Origin of the sequence: Streptomyces sp. NPDC085596 (assembly GCF_044541565.1) — a bacterium.
In the GTDB taxonomy this organism is placed as follows: domain Bacteria; phylum Actinomycetota; class Actinomycetes; order Streptomycetales; family Streptomycetaceae; genus Streptomyces.
In genome coordinates, this window is the sequence record NZ_JBITTC010000007.1 from 266,593 (window position 1) to 282,528 (window position 15,936).

The 15,936-nt window shown below is 70.1% G+C and carries 17 protein-coding genes, 1 pseudogene and 1 riboswitch; of the genes and pseudogenes, 7 read left to right on the forward strand and 11 right to left on the reverse strand.

The annotated features are described in order from the left end of the window. The first annotated feature begins 41 nt into the window (after positions 1–41). The 4 genes from ACIGA3_RS21920 to ACIGA3_RS21935 all read left to right on the forward strand — a co-directional run bounded on the left by ACIGA3_RS21920 (position 42) and on the right by ACIGA3_RS21935 (position 3,049). On the forward strand, positions 42–221 hold the full coding sequence (locus ACIGA3_RS21920) for a DUF397 domain-containing protein (protein ID WP_399718173.1): 180 nt from the start codon (positions 42–44) through the stop codon (positions 219–221). Beyond that, the gene (locus ACIGA3_RS21925; RefSeq protein ID WP_399718176.1) at positions 214–1,404 is read left to right on the forward strand and encodes a M20 family metallopeptidase; all 1,191 of its coding nucleotides are present in this window, start codon (positions 214–216) and stop codon (positions 1,402–1,404) included. Before ACIGA3_RS21920 ends, ACIGA3_RS21925 begins: the two co-directional genes overlap by 8 nt. A 232-nt stretch (positions 1,405–1,636) precedes the next feature. After that, entirely contained in the window at positions 1,637–2,443 is an 807-nt protein-coding gene (locus tag ACIGA3_RS21930; protein WP_399718178.1) for a hypothetical protein, read from the forward strand. A gap of 207 nt (positions 2,444–2,650) precedes the next feature. Continuing rightward, positions 2,651–3,049, forward strand: coding sequence for a hypothetical protein (locus ACIGA3_RS21935; RefSeq protein WP_399718180.1), 399 nt, complete (start codon positions 2,651–2,653; stop codon positions 3,047–3,049). 29 nt (positions 3,050–3,078) lie between these two features. Here ACIGA3_RS21935 and ACIGA3_RS21940 read toward each other — a convergent pair. From ACIGA3_RS21940 to ACIGA3_RS21955, 4 genes and pseudogenes are all read right to left on the reverse strand, one after another. Next, a pseudogene (locus ACIGA3_RS21940) lies at positions 3,079–3,996 on the reverse strand (nucleotidyl transferase AbiEii/AbiGii toxin family protein). Between the two features lie 51 nt (positions 3,997–4,047). After that, positions 4,048–4,887: a type IV toxin-antitoxin system AbiEi family antitoxin domain-containing protein gene (locus tag ACIGA3_RS21945; RefSeq protein ID WP_399718183.1), complete on the reverse strand. Its 840-nt coding sequence runs from the start codon at positions 4,885–4,887 to the stop codon at positions 4,048–4,050. Positions 4,888–4,994: 107 nt separating this feature from the next. Next, positions 4,995–6,290, reverse strand: a complete 1,296-nt coding sequence (locus ACIGA3_RS21950) for an MFS transporter (protein ID WP_399718186.1) — start codon at positions 6,288–6,290, stop codon at positions 4,995–4,997. Then, on the reverse strand, positions 6,287–6,826 hold the full coding sequence (locus ACIGA3_RS21955) for an ArsR/SmtB family transcription factor (protein ID WP_399718189.1): 540 nt from the start codon (positions 6,824–6,826) through the stop codon (positions 6,287–6,289). The genes ACIGA3_RS21950 and ACIGA3_RS21955 overlap by 4 nt, the downstream gene beginning before the upstream one ends. Before the next feature lie 189 nt (positions 6,827–7,015). Between ACIGA3_RS21955 and ACIGA3_RS21960 the strand changes: the two genes are divergently transcribed. After that, positions 7,016–7,348, forward strand: coding sequence for an antibiotic biosynthesis monooxygenase family protein (locus tag ACIGA3_RS21960; RefSeq protein ID WP_399718192.1), 333 nt, complete (start codon positions 7,016–7,018; stop codon positions 7,346–7,348). A 103-nt stretch (positions 7,349–7,451) separates the two neighbouring features. Here ACIGA3_RS21960 and groL read toward each other — a convergent pair whose 3' ends face one another. The 4 genes from groL to thrC all read right to left on the reverse strand — a co-directional run bounded on the left by groL (position 7,452) and on the right by thrC (position 11,530). Continuing rightward, the gene (gene groL, locus ACIGA3_RS21965) at positions 7,452–9,074 is read right to left on the reverse strand and encodes a chaperonin GroEL (protein WP_399718195.1); all 1,623 of its coding nucleotides are present in this window, start codon (positions 9,072–9,074) and stop codon (positions 7,452–7,454) included. Between the two features lie 275 nt (positions 9,075–9,349). Further along, positions 9,350–9,553, reverse strand: a complete 204-nt coding sequence (locus ACIGA3_RS21970) for a cold-shock protein (protein ID WP_399718197.1) — start codon at positions 9,551–9,553, stop codon at positions 9,350–9,352. Between the two features lie 430 nt (positions 9,554–9,983). Next, on the reverse strand, positions 9,984–10,259 hold the full coding sequence (locus ACIGA3_RS21975; RefSeq protein WP_361661583.1) for a MoaD/ThiS family protein: 276 nt from the start codon (positions 10,257–10,259) through the stop codon (positions 9,984–9,986). After that, complete coding sequence (gene thrC / locus ACIGA3_RS21980) at positions 10,256–11,530, reverse strand: threonine synthase (RefSeq protein ID WP_399718199.1); 1,275 nt, start codon at positions 11,528–11,530, stop codon at positions 10,256–10,258. The genes ACIGA3_RS21975 and thrC overlap by 4 nt, the downstream gene beginning before the upstream one ends. A gap of 17 nt (positions 11,531–11,547) precedes the next feature. Then, positions 11,548–11,704: riboswitch (SAM riboswitch) on the reverse strand. 182 nt (positions 11,705–11,886) lie between these two features. Here thrC and ACIGA3_RS21985 point away from each other — a divergent pair. Together ACIGA3_RS21985 and ACIGA3_RS21990 are read left to right on the forward strand one after the other, a co-directional pair. Then, positions 11,887–12,831, forward strand: coding sequence for a glucosyl-3-phosphoglycerate synthase (locus ACIGA3_RS21985; RefSeq protein ID WP_399718201.1), 945 nt, complete (start codon positions 11,887–11,889; stop codon positions 12,829–12,831). A 73-nt stretch (positions 12,832–12,904) separates the two neighbouring features. After that, a complete protein-coding gene (locus tag ACIGA3_RS21990; RefSeq protein WP_399718203.1) occupies positions 12,905–14,320 on the forward strand; it encodes a trehalose-6-phosphate synthase in 1,416 nt (471 codons plus the stop codon). 10 nt (positions 14,321–14,330) lie between these two features. On the opposite strand, the gene ACIGA3_RS21995 is transcribed toward ACIGA3_RS21990, so the two are convergent. The 3 genes from ACIGA3_RS21995 to ACIGA3_RS22005 all read right to left on the reverse strand — a co-directional run bounded on the left by ACIGA3_RS21995 (position 14,331) and on the right by ACIGA3_RS22005 (position 15,930). Continuing rightward, positions 14,331–14,696 (reverse strand): ferrous iron transport protein A, encoded by a 366-nt coding sequence (locus ACIGA3_RS21995; RefSeq protein ID WP_399718206.1) that lies wholly within the window; start codon positions 14,694–14,696, stop codon positions 14,331–14,333. A 103-nt stretch (positions 14,697–14,799) separates the two neighbouring features. Next, positions 14,800–15,669 (reverse strand): trehalose-phosphatase, encoded by an 870-nt coding sequence (otsB, locus tag ACIGA3_RS22000; protein ID WP_399718208.1) that lies wholly within the window; start codon positions 15,667–15,669, stop codon positions 14,800–14,802. 36 nt (positions 15,670–15,705) lie between these two features. Beyond that, positions 15,706–15,930: a DUF3263 domain-containing protein gene (locus tag ACIGA3_RS22005; protein WP_399718211.1), complete on the reverse strand. Its 225-nt coding sequence runs from the start codon at positions 15,928–15,930 to the stop codon at positions 15,706–15,708. Positions 15,931–15,936 lie beyond the last annotated feature (6 nt).

Below are 15,936 nucleotides of genomic sequence, written 5' to 3' on the forward strand. Positions count from 1 at the left end.
CCCACTGGTCCCAGCTCGCTGGAGGGCACACGATCTCCTACATGAAGACCACGTGGCGCAAGTCCACCTACAGCCAAGGTGACGGCAGCGACTGCCTGGAAGTAGCCGACGCCCACCCCACCCACATCCCCGTCCGCGACTCCAAAGCGCCGCACGGCCCGAAGCTCGCGTTCCGGCCGGAGGCGTGGGCGACGTTCGTGGAGAACCTCAAGGTTGGCTGACGACCTCAACCCCCAGTCCATCACGGAGTTGGCCCAGGCCCTGGTCCGGTGCCCCAGCCGGGCCGGGATCGACGGCTACGGGCCAGTACTGGCCGTACTGGAAGACTGGCTGGCCGCCCGATCCCTCCCGCACCGGCGACTGCACGACGAGGCGGGTGCAGCCGTAGCCCTGCTGGTGGAGATCGCGGGCGGCCGGCCAGGCCCGTGGTGGACGCTGGACGCGTGCGTGGACACAGCACCCTTTGGCGACGAGTCCATGTGGTCCTTCCCGCCGGCCTCTGGTGACATCGTGGACGGCTGGCTGCTGGGACGGGGCGCGGCGGACTCCAAGTTGGCCGCGTCGATGTTCTGCCACATCGCGGCCGACCTCGCGCCGCGCGCGGACTCGCTGCACGGCGGGCTCGCGGTACTGCTGGACGTGGACGAGCACACCGGCCGTTTCGGCGGCGCCCGCGCCTACCTGGCCGACCCCTACGCAGCCCGCCCGGCGGGGGTGCTGATCGGCTACCCCGGCATGAACGAGGTGGTGGTGGGCGGCCGGGGCCTGTGGCGGGCGACGATCACGGTGCGGGCTCCGTCCGGCCACTCCGGCTCCAGCAGGGCCGTAACCGGCGCGATCTCCCGCGCCGCACACCTCGTACGCCTCTTGGAAGACAGCGAACTACCTACCCCTCAAGGCGACTTCCCACTGCCACCGAAGCTGACGGTGACCGCGTTCCACGGTGGAGAGGGCTTCTCCGTGACCCCGGACCGCGTGGACCTGAACGTGGACATCCGCACGACTCCCGACTTCACGGCCGAGGACGCCGAGGCACTCGCCCAACAAGCCATCGCCGCCCTCACCCAGGAGACATCCGCCCCCACCGAGGTCACTCCGGTCGCGTCCTGGCCCTCGTTCCGCCTCACCGAGGACGACCAGCCCGCCGCCGCCCTGCTGAACGCCGCCGCGGAGTCGGGCCTGACCGTGAGCCCCAAGACCGCGGGCCCCTCCAACATCGGCAACATGCTGGCAGCCGTAGGCATCCCGGCCACCGCGGGCTTCGGCGTCCCGTACGAGAACCTCCACGCCCCCGACGAACGCGCCCACCTCGCCGAACTCCCCACGGTGTACGCGGTGTACCGCCGGGCAGCCCTCGCCCTACTCACCCCCGAGGCTCAAGCGGCGAGCCCCGAGCCCTCTTAGGAAGGATTGGTTGGAGGGTTTCAACCCACCCTCCCACCCTGCGACTTGACCGGGAGCGACCGACTTGCCACGGAAGGTCACGAGGCCCTAGCGTGCCCGCATAAGCAAACAGCCCCCGCCAGGCGCTACCAACACCTGCGGGGGCTTGACCTACAAGATCGGAAACAGCGATCCCGTGGCTGAAGCCAAGCTTAGCTCTGCCCCTCTGCAAGCGCACGCGTCCCCGCACCCGATGGCCAATCCCGGCTACGGCAAGCGCTCCACACCGGACCAACTCCAGCGCACGAAGCACGACTTCACTCACCTCCCGCCCCGCGAGGCGGCCATCGCCGCGTACATCGACCGCCTCCCCGAAGGCGCCGACATCTCGGTGAAGACCCTGGCCAAGACGCTCCCGTACGGCCAGTGCGCCCTACGTACGGCCCTCAACCGGCTCCAAAACGCGGGCCACTTGAGGCGAGGCAGGGAACGCCTGGACTCGGAGGCTGGCGGCACCCGCTGGATCACCCGATCGTGGTTCTCCCGAACCGCCCGCGACGACGCCTGGTGGGCCTCGTTCGCCCGAGGCGACGCCCCGGACCCGCCACCGAAGCAGACCCGTTCCCGAGCCCACATCCTGCTGGCCGCCCTGGGCCGCAAGACCCCGTCCCTGTCCCTCTCAGCCGCCGACTGCGCCAACCTGGCCCCGCTCCTGACGGAGTGGTTCACCCGAGGCGCCACCGACGACGCCATCCTCCGCGCCCTGACCGACGGCCTCCCCACCCCGATCCACCACCCAGCGGCCCTGGTCCGCCGTCGCCTGACCGACAAACTCCCCCCGGAACCGGCCCCCACCCCACCCCGCCGCACGCTGGAATGCGCGAACTGCGGCCTGCTGGGCCGCCCCGAGGCGCTACCGGGAGGCATGTGCCGCGCCTGCCGGGGTGAACAGACGCCGGGGCAGACCCCAGCACCCCTGCCCGCCCCCACCGTGCGCGCCCGCGCGGAGGAGATCCGGGCCGCCATGTCCGCCCGCAAGCACCCGTTGGCATCCGTGTGACGCCCCCGGCGAGGGCCTCATGAGCAACGACCCTCGCGACCGCACTCGCGCGGGACCCTCGCATGACCCGGTAGGGTCGCGATCTTCGGCCGGCGGACACCGGCGCTGGTCAGCGGAGCAGCGGGGCCCCTGTTCGATACGGCCGAGGTCGGGCGGTCGTTCGCCAGAGGCGGCTGGCAGCAGTGGCCCACGTACCAGCGCGCGTCGGTGTGGGAGTTCCTGCACGCCTGGTGGGCCCACAGCCTCACCTCATCGGCTCCGGTGATCCCGGTCCACGACCTTCTCGCGCTGTGCGCGGAGGCGTCCGCCACGCTCACCCCGTGGCTCGCGGCCTGGGAGGCACTCGACCACCACACGGCCGACCGACACCTGGCCGAAGCGGCAGCCCACTGGGAGTACGCCCTCCTGGGCGACGAACTTCCCTGGCACACCTGGCACGACGAGGACGCCCTACGCACCGAACTCGCCGCCTGGCTTTCCCGATACGCCCCGGCTCGCCTACGAGCCCACAACGCCCCCGAAGACCTCCTTCACCGCATACGCCTGGCAGCCCTCCCCACCCCCACCCGCTGGGAAAAACCTCACTGGCCCGTCCGCCGCTACTGAAACAGCGCCCATCTCCGGCTCGTCCACCTCTACACCCAGGCGGCGCTACGCGGATTCCAGGCGCCCTGCGCTGTCTCGTCGAGCATGGGATCAATGAAGACGGCGGCGGCTTCCACTGCTTCCGCGTAGGTGCGACAGCCCTGAAGGCCGACGACCAGTGCGGCCTGCTTGGGGTAGCCGCCGTGCCAGTCGGGTCCCGGCGCTTGAAAGCCGGCCGGGAGTACTACGTGCGTCCCGTTCATACGCCTGCGCTCCGCTTCACGGTGCAGGGCCTGGGTGACGTGGGCGGGGACCGCTTCCTGCTGGCTGATGAGCAGGACGTCGGCCAGATCGCGGTAGCGGCTGGAGCTGAACTCCCCGTTCCGCCCGTGCCGTTCGTACATGGCGTAGACCTTGTCTGCGATGTGGTCGATGACGGGGTAGAGGCGGACCTCGGGCCAGTCCACGGGCCATTCGATGTCTACGGCGGACCTCAGCGTGCGGACCTCGGGGACACCGGACAGAGTGCGGCCGACCACCAGATCGACCTTGACGGTGTCGACCATGGCTGTACCGAGGAAAACCCGGAAGTACTGGGCACCGCCGCGGCCTTCGTCGCTGTGGTTCTCGAACTTGCCGGGGACGTAGCGAAGGTAGTCGCCGAGGTCCAGTCAGGCGGCCTCCACCACCAGTTGACGTGCTTCGTCAGCGGTGCGGTCCGGATATGCGCTCTGGAGGTCGATGTCCTGGCTGAGACGGGCGGCGCCGCGATAGCGGACCAGCAGGGCCTGCCCACCCTTGATGAGCCAGCCGTCGGGCTCCTTGGTGAAGACACGCGCCGCGAGGCGGTTGAAGTAGAAAATCTTCGTGAGGTCGGCGATGCTCATGCCGGTCTGCTTCGACATGGTGACCGTCGCCTGCTTCAAGGCGGACCGGAACGCCGTCGGGCTCTTGTAGACCTTGCCCATGATCTCCCCTGGCGCACTGGTTCAAGTCCACAGACTTTACGCGCAGGTTGATCACTCTTCAGGGCTTTCGGGAAGGCCGGCAGACCTCGCCCTCATTTGGGATGGCTGCTGTTGAAGCTCATCGGCCCGCAAGCCCGGCTGACTCATGAGATATGCGGCGAAGTCGGGGCGGCCAGCCAGGACACGGGCGGCCCCGACAAAGCCTGCCTGGGCAGCCCGCTCGACTTCCTGTCGGCGCAGGCTCTCACCGGCCTGCGCCACGAGGTGGTCGATCACGTCGCGCCCGGTGGCGGTGGCCTTCAGGCCGTACTTGCGGGCGTAGGGCTGCACCCGCTCGGCGAGGTCATCGAGGTCGACCAGTCCACGGCGTTCCGCCTCGGCGATGACCCCGCCGACATGGCCCCCGTCGGCCTTCGCCCGGAGCAGGTCCGTGATGGTGCGGAGGGGTGTGGTGACCGGCAGGCCGTCGACCACGGTGACCTCGTCATCCTCCAGCGCCGCCGTGCGCAGCCGGACGAAGGGCTCGGTGGTCGTCCGCCGCCGGGGCACGGTGATCTCCACCTCGGACGCGGGGATGTCGCCCAGCTCGTGAAGCAGGGCGGCCGATGCGTGGGAGACGACGCCGGAGTCGGGGTGCCCGGCCGGGCGGTCCCAGGCGAACTCCTTCGGCATCAGACGCAGCCACGCGGCCTTGATGTCCTGGTGGCGCGGCATACCGGCGGCGGTCGCGACGTACACGCTTCGGCTGACGCTCTCCAGCAGCCCCGCCTCGGTCAGACGCAGAAGCTGCACGGCACCGACGCCGAGCTCCTTGGCCTGAGCAGTGGTGATCATGCCCCACTGATCTGCGGCGGCCCCGGCGATGACAGCAAGCTGTTCCGCGCGATCCATACAGAGATGCTTACACAGTTTGGCAGAGATAGTTACGCCTAGACGTAACCATCTCTGCATCTCCACCCCTCCAGCTGTAACTAACTCTGCAGAAAGACCGACGGCGGTCACAGCAAGTCGGGTGCACTCTCCTGGGCGGGAACCTCGGATGCCGGGTGATCTGGATCATCGGCCGGGGCGGCGGCACGCAGCGCCGCTTCGACCCGGCGGTTGCTGGTCATGGAGGCCGTGACGGCGGTCATCGCCAGGAGGAGGCCGGCGGCGGCGTAGAGCGGGGTGCGGATGTCGTAGGTGGTGGCCAGCCAGCCGCCGAGGAAGGCCCCGATGGGGGCGGCGCACATGGCGAGCATGCGGGAGGTGGAGGCGACCCGGCCCATCAGGTGGGCGGGGACGATCGCCTGCCGGAGGGAGGGCGCGAGCACCATCGTGGCGCCCATGCCCGCTCCGCAGACGGCGAGGGCCAGCCCGGCGACGTACGGGTTCGGGGCAGCGGCCAGGCCCAGGATGGCCAGCCCTTCGACGGCGGCCGTGCAGGTCAGTGCGGTGCCGGTGCCGAGTCGCCGGCCGAGGTAGGAGGCGATGCCCGCGCCGAGCAGGCCGCCGGTGGCCTCCGCCGTGAGGAGCAGGCCGAAGCCGTAGGTGTCGATGCCCAGGCGGTCGTGCGCGAAGAGGGCGAGGACGGTCTCCACGGCGAGGAAGGCGACGTTCCCGACCGCCGGGCGGAGCGCCAGCCCGAGCAGCACCCGGTCCCGGAAGACGTACGAGGCCCCGGCCCGCGCCTGCCGCAGCAGCGACTCGCGGACCTCCGGCACGGGCCGGGGCATGGCGGGCAGCGAGCGTACGAGCAGCGCGGAGCACAGGAACGACACCGCGTCGGTGAGCAGCGGGACCGCCCGCCCGAGCGTGAGCAGGGCACTGCCCGCGGGCGGTCCCGCGAAGCCGGACATGGCGGTCTGGGCGCCGCGCAGGCGGGAGTTGGCGCGCTCCAGGAGCGCGGGGTCGCGGCGGAGCAGATCCGGCAGGTAGGCCGTGGCGGCCGTGTCGAGGAAGAGTCCGCCGAGGCCGAGCAGGAAGGCGACGACCGCGAGCAGCGCGATGCTCAGCACGTCGAGCGCGGCCGCTGCCGCCGGTATCGCGAGCAGCCCCGCACGCGCGGCGTCCGCGACCCACATCGTGCGCCGACGGTCCCAGCGGTCCACCAGCGCACCGCCGAGCACCCCGAAGAGCAGCCACGGCAGCGTTCCGGCGGCCGTGACGACGGCGAGCGCCATCGGATTCCGCGTCAACGTCAACGCGAGCAGCGGCAGCGCGGCGTGCGACACGCCGTCACCGAGCGAGGAGATCGTCTGCGCGGTCCACAGCCGTCCGAACCCGGTCGGCAACTTCCGTATGTCTGAGGTCACTTGGCGTCCCCTTCGGTCTGCTTGCGCGATGCCGGGTGGAACAGGGCGAAGACGAGTGACGCGTCCGGCAGCGACGGATCGGACAGTTCGCGGTACTCGTCCGCCAGTGCCTCCAGCCGCGCTCCCAGCTCCGCGAACTGCTCCTCGGTGAGCCGCAGATGCGCCATCCGTACATGCCGCTCGCCGTCCGCCGGCGACGCCTCCAGGTCCGCCACCGCATGCCGCATCAGCACATCCGGCCCTCCCTCACCCGGATCGGGCAGCGCGATCGACCGTGCGGCCATCGCGTAGTACCGCTCGGTGACCCCCCGGACCTTCCGTGTCCGTACGACCTTCACCAGGCCGGCCCGCTCCAGCAGCCGCACGTGGTAGCTGGAACTCCCCTTGGCCAGGCCCACGCGCTCGGCGATCTGCGTGATCGTCGCGGGCTCGAAGCGGAGCACGGCCATGATCCGGTGGCGCGTCAGATTGGAGACGGCGCGCAGCTGGTCGTCAGTGGTGACGTGGAACGTCTCGGGGAGATCGTCGGTAGGCATGCCTCCAATGGTCAACACTTCTTGACCATTGCGCAAGGGATTTCGCACGGGCTTACAGAATCTGCTGTCCGGCGCGCGAGACCTTCCGTCATCCGGGGTCATGACGACCACTCAGGAGCCACGGTGGTCAGCGAGGAATCACGTCAGTAGCCTTGCGCCACACGCGCCTTACGACGGAGGGCTTCCCGCATGACCATCTCGTTCGTCCGCCCCGAACCGCCGTACTACGCGGTGATCATCACCACCCGGCCCGCCGAGGACCTGGAGGGCTACGCGGCGATGAGCGAGCGCATGGCCGAACTCGGCGAGGCGCAGCCCGGCTATCTCGGGCGCGAGTCCATGACGGACAAGGACGGCCGGGATCTCGTCGTCATCTACTACGCGGACGAGGCGTCGATAACGGCGTGGAAGGCCCACCCCGAACACCTCCAGGCCCAGCGGCTCGGCCGCGAACGCTGGTACTCCTCCTACAGCGTGGAGGTCGCACGGGTGGAGCGCGCCTACGCCTTCCCCCGCGACTGAGGCCCGCGACCGAGGCCCGCGACCGAGGCCCGGAAACGCCCGAGGGCGGCACCCCCCGTGAGGGAAGTGCCGCCCCGGACCAGGACAGTTGATCCGAGCAGGATCAGAAGTCCATGTCACCGCCCGGCATGCCACCCGGAGCGGCCGCGCCGGCCTTCTCGGGCTTGTCGGCGATGACGGCCTCGGTGGTGAGGAACAGCGCGGCGATGGACGCGGCGTTCTGCAGGGCGGAACGCGTGACCTTCGCCGGGTCGATGATGCCCTCGGCGATCATGTCGACGTACTCACCGGTCGCGGCGTTCAGGCCGTTGCCGACGGGAAGGTTGCGGACCTTCTCCACGACGACGCCACCCTCGAGACCACCGTTGATGGCGATCTGCTTGAGCGGGGCCTCCAGCGCGAGCTTGACCGCGTTGGCACCGGTCGCCTCGTCGCCCGTCAGCTCGAGCTTGTCGAAGACCTGGCCGGCCTGGAGCAGAGCCACGCCACCACCGGCGACGATGCCCTCCTCGACGGCCGCCTTGGCGTTGCGCACGGCGTCCTCGATGCGGTGCTTGCGCTCCTTGAGCTCCACCTCGGTGGCGGCACCGGCCTTGATGACCGCCACGCCGCCCGCGAGCTTCGCCAGGCGCTCCTGGAGCTTCTCGCGGTCGTAGTCCGAGTCGCTGTTCTCGATCTCGGCGCGGATCTGGTTCACGCGGCCCTGCACCTGCTCCGAGGAGCCGGCGCCGTCGACGATCGTGGTCTCGTCCTTGGTGACGACGACCTTGCGGGCGCGGCCAAGGAGGTCCAGGGAGGCGTTCTCCAGCTTGAGACCGACCTCCTCGGAGATGACCTCGCCACCGGTGAGGATGGCGATGTCGCCGAGCATGGCCTTGCGGCGGTCGCCGAAGCCCGGAGCCTTGACGGCGACGGACTTGAAGGTGCCACGGATCTTGTTGACGACCAGGGTCGACAGGGCCTCGCCCTCGACGTCCTCGGCGATGATCAGCAGCGGCTTGCCCGACTGCATGACCTTCTCCAGGAGCGGGAGCAGGTCCTTGACCGAGGAGATCTTGGAGTTGGCGATGAGGATGTAGGGGTCCTCGAGCACCGACTCCATGCGCTCCATGTCGGTCGCGAAGTAGGCGGAGATGTAGCCCTTGTCGAAGCGCATGCCCTCGGTGAGCTCAAGCTCCAGACCGAAGGTGTTGCTCTCCTCGACGGTGATGACACCTTCCTTGCCGACCTTGTCCATCGCCTCGGCGATGAGCTCGCCGATCTGGGTGTCGGCGGCGGAGATGGAGGCGGTGGAGGCGATCTGCTCCTTGGTCTCCACGTCCTTGGCCTGCTCCAGCAGAGCGGTGGAGACGGCCTCGACGGCCTTCTCGATACCGCGCTTGAGGGCCATCGGGTTGGCGCCGGCGGCTACGTTGCGCAGGCCCTCCTTGACCAGGGCCTGGGCCAGCACGGTCGCGGTGGTCGTACCGTCGCCGGCGACGTCGTCCGTCTTCTTGGCGACTTCCTTGACCAGCTCGGCGCCGATCTTCTCGTACGGGTCCTCGAGCTCGATCTCCTTGGCGATGGAGACACCATCGTTGGTGATCGTGGGGGCGCCCCACTTCTTCTCGAGGACGACGTTGCGGCCCTTGGGGCCGAGCGTCACCTTGACGGCGTCCGCGAGCTGGTTCATGCCGCGCTCGAGGCCGCGCCGCGCCTCCTCGTCGAACGCGATGATCTTGGCCATGTGAAGTGGTCCCTCCAGGACTGGGGGTGATTCCTTCGGACCGCGCCCGCGCCCGCGACGGACGGCTCGCCGACCTTGTGGTTCCTTGCCCCACCCGGTCCGCGGGCCTCACCGACCCGGTCCTTCGTTGTCACTCTCACCTTCAGAGTGCTAACGCAATGATTAGCACTCACCCAGGGCGAGTGCAAGCGCCTTCGGGGGATCAGGAGGGGACTTAACAGGACGAAGGGCCCGCACCCTGTGCCGGTGCGGGCCCTTCGCTCTGCTGGAAACGTTCAGACGGTGACGCGAACCATGTCGGCCTGCGGACCCTTCTGGCCCTGCGAGATCTCGAACTCCACCCGCTGGCCCTCTTCCAGGGCCCGGTAGCCGTCCATCTGGATGGCGCTGTAGTGGACGAAGACGTCCGCACCACCGTCGACCGCGATGAAGCCGTACCCCTTCTCCGCGTTGAACCACTTGACGGTGCCCTGAGCCATGCCTAACTCCCCTATTACTGGCCCTTGCGCAGATCCACACCTCGCGGACCTGGGTCAGACCTCGCACCCCAATGGTCGGGGGCGTGCGCCGGAACGCGTCGACCGCGGCTGAATGTATCTGTCCAACTGCCGTCTGCAACAGGTCAATCGGACGAGAATTCTGGACGGACACAGTCCGGAATCTGCCGCAAATTCGGCCGAATTCGGGGCAAGTCGGGCCCCCTAAAAACAACAAATGCCGCACATTACCCGCGCATTTTGGCTACTTCTTGTCGGGTCAGCGGCATGAATCGCGGGCTCCCGACCCGCTTGACCGGGAGCGCGTTCCCCAACCCTACCGCGCTCAATCACACAGAATGGCCCCCTCCGTTTCTCTTACGGAGAAGGCCATTCGATGAACTGACGGTAACCGTGGTTACCGAAGGTAATTTCAGCCGCCGGCGACCGCCGGAATGATGGAGACACCCGCGCCGTCGGGGGTGGCGGTCTGAAGTCCGCCCTCGAAACGCACGTCGTCGTCATTGACGTAGACATTCACGAACCGGCGCAGCTTGCCCTGGTCGTCCAGCACGCGCGCGGCGATGCCCGTGTGGTGCTTCTCCAGGTCCTCGATGACCTCCGCGAGCGTGCCGCCCTCGGCGGCGACCTCGGCCTGCCCGCCGGTGTAGGTGCGCAGGATGGTCGGGATGCGAACGGTCACGCTCATGCGAGGCCAGCCTCTCGGAAGGAGTCCAGGTTCGGGCGGATGGTCGCGGTCAGACCGGTGCCGGCGACCGCGTCCAGGGTCTTGAGGCCGTCGCCGGTGTTGAGGACGACGGTGGTGAGCGAGGGGTCCAGCGCGCCGGTCTCGATCAGCTTGCGGGTGACACCGACCGTCACCCCGCCCGCCGTCTCGGCGAAGATGCCCTCGGTACGGGCCAGCAGCTTGATGGCGTCCACGATCTGCGGGTCCGTCACGTCCTCCACCGCGCCACCGGTGCGGCGCGCGATGTCCAGCACGTACGGCCCGTCGGCCGGGTTGCCGATGGCGAGGGACTTGGCGATGGTGTCCGGCTTCTGCGGCCGCACCACGTCGTGACCGGCCTTGTACGCGGCCGACACCGGCGAGCAGCCCTCCGCCTGGGCGCCGAAGATCTTGTACGGCTTGTCCTCGACCAGGCCGAGCGCGATCAGCTCCTTCAGCCCCTTGTCGATCTTGGTGAGCTGGGAGCCGGAGGCGATCGGCACCACGAGCTGGTCGGGCAGCCGCCAGCCGAGCTGCTCGCAGATCTCGTACGCCAGCGTCTTGGAGCCCTCGGCGTAGTACGGCCGGAGGTTGACGTTGACGAAGCCCCAGCCCTCGCCGGCCGGGTCGCCGATCAGCTCGGAGCAGAAGCGGTTCACGTCGTCGTAGTTGCCCTCGATGCCGATCAGCTCACCGCCGTAGACGGCGGCCATGACGACCTTGCCCTGCTCCAGGTCGTGCGGGATGAACACGCAGGAGCGCAGGCCGGCGCGGGCGGCGGCGGCGCCGACCGCGCCGGCCAGGTTGCCGGTGGAGGAGCAGGACAGGGTGGTGAAGCCGAAGGCGCGGGCGGCCTCCAGCGCCTGGGCGACGACACGGTCCTTGAAGGAGTGCGTCGGGTTGCCGGAGTCGTCCTTCACGAACAGCCCGCCGGTGACGCCGAGTTCACGGGCCAGGCGGTCGGCCTTGACCAGCGGGGTCCAGCCGGGGTTGAGGTTCGGCTTCTCGGCGACGTCGGCGGGGACGGGCAGCAGCGGGGCGTAGCGCCAGATGCTGGCGGGGCCGGACTCGATGCGCTTGCGCAGCTCTTCGGTGTCGTACGCGGAGAAGTCGTAGGCGATCTCCAGCGGCCCGAAACATTCCTCGCAGGCGAAGACGGGGCCGAGCGGGACGCGGTGTCCGCACTCCCGACAGCTCAGGGCGGCGGCGGGGCCGAGATCTACGGTGGGGGTGGCGACGGTCTGCACAGCCATGGAGGCGAGGCCCTCTCTCCTCATCTTCCTCACGACGCATCTCGCCGTGAGACGGATTTGGCACCTTCCCTAGCCGGGAGCCTCGCGGTGTCGCGGTGTGTCGCGCGCACGAGACCGGCTGGAGGGTTGCCGGGGCTTCATCGGGCCGTTTCCCTCTGCCCCTCTGGATGAGCGGTATTCGGTTGTGAACGCCATCTGGCCTCGACATGCGATGGTCATCGGCGTTGTCCAAGACTGTAACCGAAGGCCAGGAGAGTTGAAGGTGTCGTCCGAACCGCGAGATGGATCAGGCGGGGACCGGCCCGGACACCGGCCGGCCCGTGCAGACACGCCCCCACAGTGAGGAGCCGCAGACCATGCTGGAAGAAACCGAACGCTGGCTGGCCACCCGCTCCTGGTCCGTGGCCGACCGCCCGCTGCACCGCGTCCTGGCCGCCAAGCAGCGCTCCGGGCAGCGCGTGTCCGTGGTGCTGCCCGCGCTGAACGAGGAATCGACGGTCGGGGAGATCGTCTCCGTGATCCGGCACGACCTGGTGTCCCAGGCGCCGCTGGTGGACGAGATAGTCGTGGTGGACTCCGGGTCCACCGACCGCACCGCCGAGGTGGCCGCCGCCGCGGGCGCGCGGGTCGTGCACCGGGACGACATCCTGCCCCGGCTGCCCGCCGAGCCCGGCAAGGGCGAGGTGCTGTGGCGCTCCCTGCTGGTCACCAGCGGGGACATCGTGGCCTTCGTGGACGCCGACCTGAAGGAGTTCTCCTCCGACTTCGTCCTCGGCATCGTCGGCCCGCTGCTCACCGATCCGGGGATCGACCTGGTCAAGGCGATGTACGACCGTCCGCTGGGCGGGGCTGCCGGGCAGGGCGGCCGGGTGACCGAGCTGATGGCGCGCCCGCTGCTGAACATGCACTGGCCGCAGCTGGCCGGGTTCGTGCAGCCGCTGGGCGGGGAGTACGCGGCCCGCCGCTCGCTGCTGGAGCGGCTGCCGTTCCCGGTGGGGTACGGGGTCGAGCTGGGGATGCTGGTGGACTCACTGCATCTGGTCGGGCTCGACGCGCTGGCCCAGGTGGACGTGGGGGTGCGCAAGCACCGGCACCAGGACGGGCAGGCCCTCGGCCGGATGGCGGCCGCGATCTACCGCACCGCGCAGCTCCGGCTCGCGCGCGGACATCTGGTGCGGCCCGCGCTGACCCAGTTCGAGCGGGGGGTGGACGGTTTCGAGCCGCGTACGTACTCGGTGGACACCGAGGAGCGGCCGCCGATGGCGGAGATCGCGGAGTACGCGGCGCGGAAGGTGGCGTGAGGGCGGCCGTATACGGTCGGCTCGCCGGTCGCGCGTACGTTTGAGCATTTGTGGGTCGGGCTAGGTTGAGGCCATGGCTACGCAGGGTGCTGAGGTGCTGGTCGCGTCCAATCGCGGCCCGGTTTCGTACACGGTGGGTCCGGACGGGGGCTTGACTTCCCGGCGGGGCGGCGGCGGTCTCGTATCGGGGCTGTCGGCGATCGGTCCGGACACGGACGCGGTGTGGGTGTGCGCCGCGCTCGGGGACGGTGACCGGGAGGCGGTGCGGCGCGCGGACGGCGCTCTGCTGCCGGCGGCGGACACCGGCGGGCAGCGGGTGCGGATGCTGGACATCGACGCGGGTGTCTACGCCGACGCGTACAACGGCATCGCCAACTCGGCCCTCTGGTTCGTGCACCACATGATGTACCAGACGCCGCTGGAGCCGGTCTTCGACGCGGAGTTCCGCCGGCAGTGGGACGCGTACCGCGCCTACAACCAGGCGTTCGCGGAGGCGCTGGCCGAGGAGGCGGCGCCGGGCGCTGCGGTGCTGATCCAGGACTACCACCTGGCGCTGGCCCCCCGGATGCTGCGCAAGCTCCGCCCCGACCTGCGCATCGGCCACTTCTCGCACACGCCGTGGGCGCCGCCGGACTACTTCCGCCTCCTCCCGGACGACATCGCGGCCGAGCTGCTGACCGGCATCCTGGGCGCGGACCGGGCGGCGTTCCTGACCCGGCGCTGGGCGGACGCGTTCACCGACTGCTGCCACGCGGTACTGGGTCCCGGCATCCCCTCCGGTACGGAGATCGGGGTGCACGGGCTGGGCGCGGACGCGGACTTCCTGCGGGAGCGGGCGCACCGGGCGGACGTGGACGAGCGGATGGCGCTGCTGCGGGAGGAGATCGGCGAGGGGCGCCGGACGATCGTCCGCGTGGACCGCACCGAGCTGTCCAAGAACATCGTGCGCGGCCTGCTGGCGTACCGCCGCCTCCTGGAGGACCACCCCGAGTGGCGCGAGCGCGTCGTCCACGTGGCCTTCGCCTACCCCTCCCGCCAGGACCTCGCCCTGTACCGCTCCTACATGGATGAGGTACGCCGGGTCGCGGAGGCCATCAACTCCGAGTACGGCAGCCCTACTTGGACCCCGGTCCTGCTCCACCTGGACGACGACTTCGCCCGCTCCCTGGCCGCGTACCGCCTCGCCGACGTCGCCCTGGTGAACCCCATCCGCGACGGCATGAACCTCGTCGCCAAGGAGGTCCCGGTCGTCTCGGACGAGGGCGTCGCGCTGGTCCTGTCCCGCGAGGCGGGCGCCTACGAGGAGCTGGCCGAGCACGCGATCACGGTCAACCCGTACGACATCGTCGGCACGGCGGAGGCCCTCCACGAGGCCCTGACCCTCCCGGACCCGGTCCGCGCCGAACGCTCCAAGCACCTGTCCGACGCCGCCACGGCCCTCCCCCCGGCCAAGTGGTTCCTGGACCAGCTGAACGCGCTGCGGGGCTGAGCCGCCCGCTTCAGAGGTGCGCCCTCCCAGGTGTGCCGGCCTCGGCCCGTAGGTACCGGCCCCAGATCCGGGCCTTGCGGTAGGGGCCGGCCCCGTCGCAGTCGTACTGCGGTGCGTCAAAGGTCACCCAGTACAGCAGCTCGCCGCTGAGCGCCTGGGCATGTTCGTTGGGTTCGGGTGTGCCCATGGCATCGATCGTTCCAGCGAACTCGACCTGCCAAGGACCGTCCCAGTCCTGGTCGCGCACGACCGTGACGCGGCTGCCCGGTGCCAGTGCATCCGTCGGCCAGGTCTGGCTCAAGGGACGACCGAGTATGTGCTCTATCGCCTCGCGGTCGCCCGCGTCCGCGGGAACAGGGCCGGAACTGTCTGCCATGCCGCCCACTCTGCCCACAGCGCTTCAGGAGCGCCAGCAGATAAAGAACAAGCTCAGTGGTGGGCCAGTTGAGGAGTTGCCGAAGCCGGGCGCCGGGCCGGCCTCAGCCGATGTGCTCCGCCAGGCTCGCCAGCAGCTCGACCACGCCCTCGGGGCCGTTGACCACCAGGTCCGCCCGTTCCGCCAGTTCGGTCACCTCGCTGCTGCCGCTGCACACCAGGAGGGTCGGGATGCCTTCGGAGCGGAGTTTCTCGAGGGTGGCGAAGGCAGGGAGGTCACCTAGGTCGTCGCCGGCGTAGAGGACCGACTCGGCGCCGGTGGTGCGGAGGTGGTCCAGGAGGGCTACGCCCTTGTCCATGCCGGGAGGGCGCAGTTCGAGGACGAGGCGGCCGGGTTCGACGATGAGGCCGTGGCGGGTGGCGAGGTCGGTGAGGGGGGCGCGGAGGGTGTCGAAGGCGGTTTCGGGGTCCTCGGCGCGGCGGGTGTGGACGGCGACCGCGCGGCCCTTCTCCTCGATCCAGGTGCCGGGCCAGGCACCGGCCCGGTCGAGGACGCCGGGGAGTTCCGCGCGGACCGCGGCGATGCCGGGGTGCGGGGCGGGCGCGGTGACGGTGCCGGTCACGGCGTCCCAGCGCTCGGCGCCGTAATGGCCGAGGACGACCAGGTGCTCCAGGCCGGGGACCCCCGCGAAGCCGCCGTGGCGTACCGCGACCCCGGCGGGGCGGCCGGTGACGACGGCGACGGAGGCCACCTTCGGCGCGAGCGCGGCGAGTGCGGGCACGGCGCCGGGGTGGGCACGGGCCTGGTCGGGGTCGGCGACGATGGGGGCCAGCGTGCCGTCGAAGTCCAGGCCGATCACGGCGGTGCGCGGCCGCTCCAGCAGCGCCCGCAGACCGTCGCGGCCTGCCTGGGTCACCGGGACCGGCAGTGGACGGACCTCGGGGTTGACGGAGTCCTCATCAGGGATGCCCATAGAGCGACACTATCCGCGCCGGGCCGCCCTCACGCCTCAGCGTTCCGACCTTCTCGCCTCGCGGACCCGGCGCAGGCGGTTGACCGTCACCGGGTCGTGGGCGAGGGCGCGCTCGTCGTCGAGGAGGGCGTTGAGGAGCTGGTAGTAGCGGACCGGCGCGAGGCCGAGCTGCTCGCGGATGGCGCGCTCCTTCGCGCCGGGGCCGGGAAAGCTCCGGCGCTCCAGCGCGAGGATCGCCTTCTCACGGCTGCCGAGTTCCATGTCGGC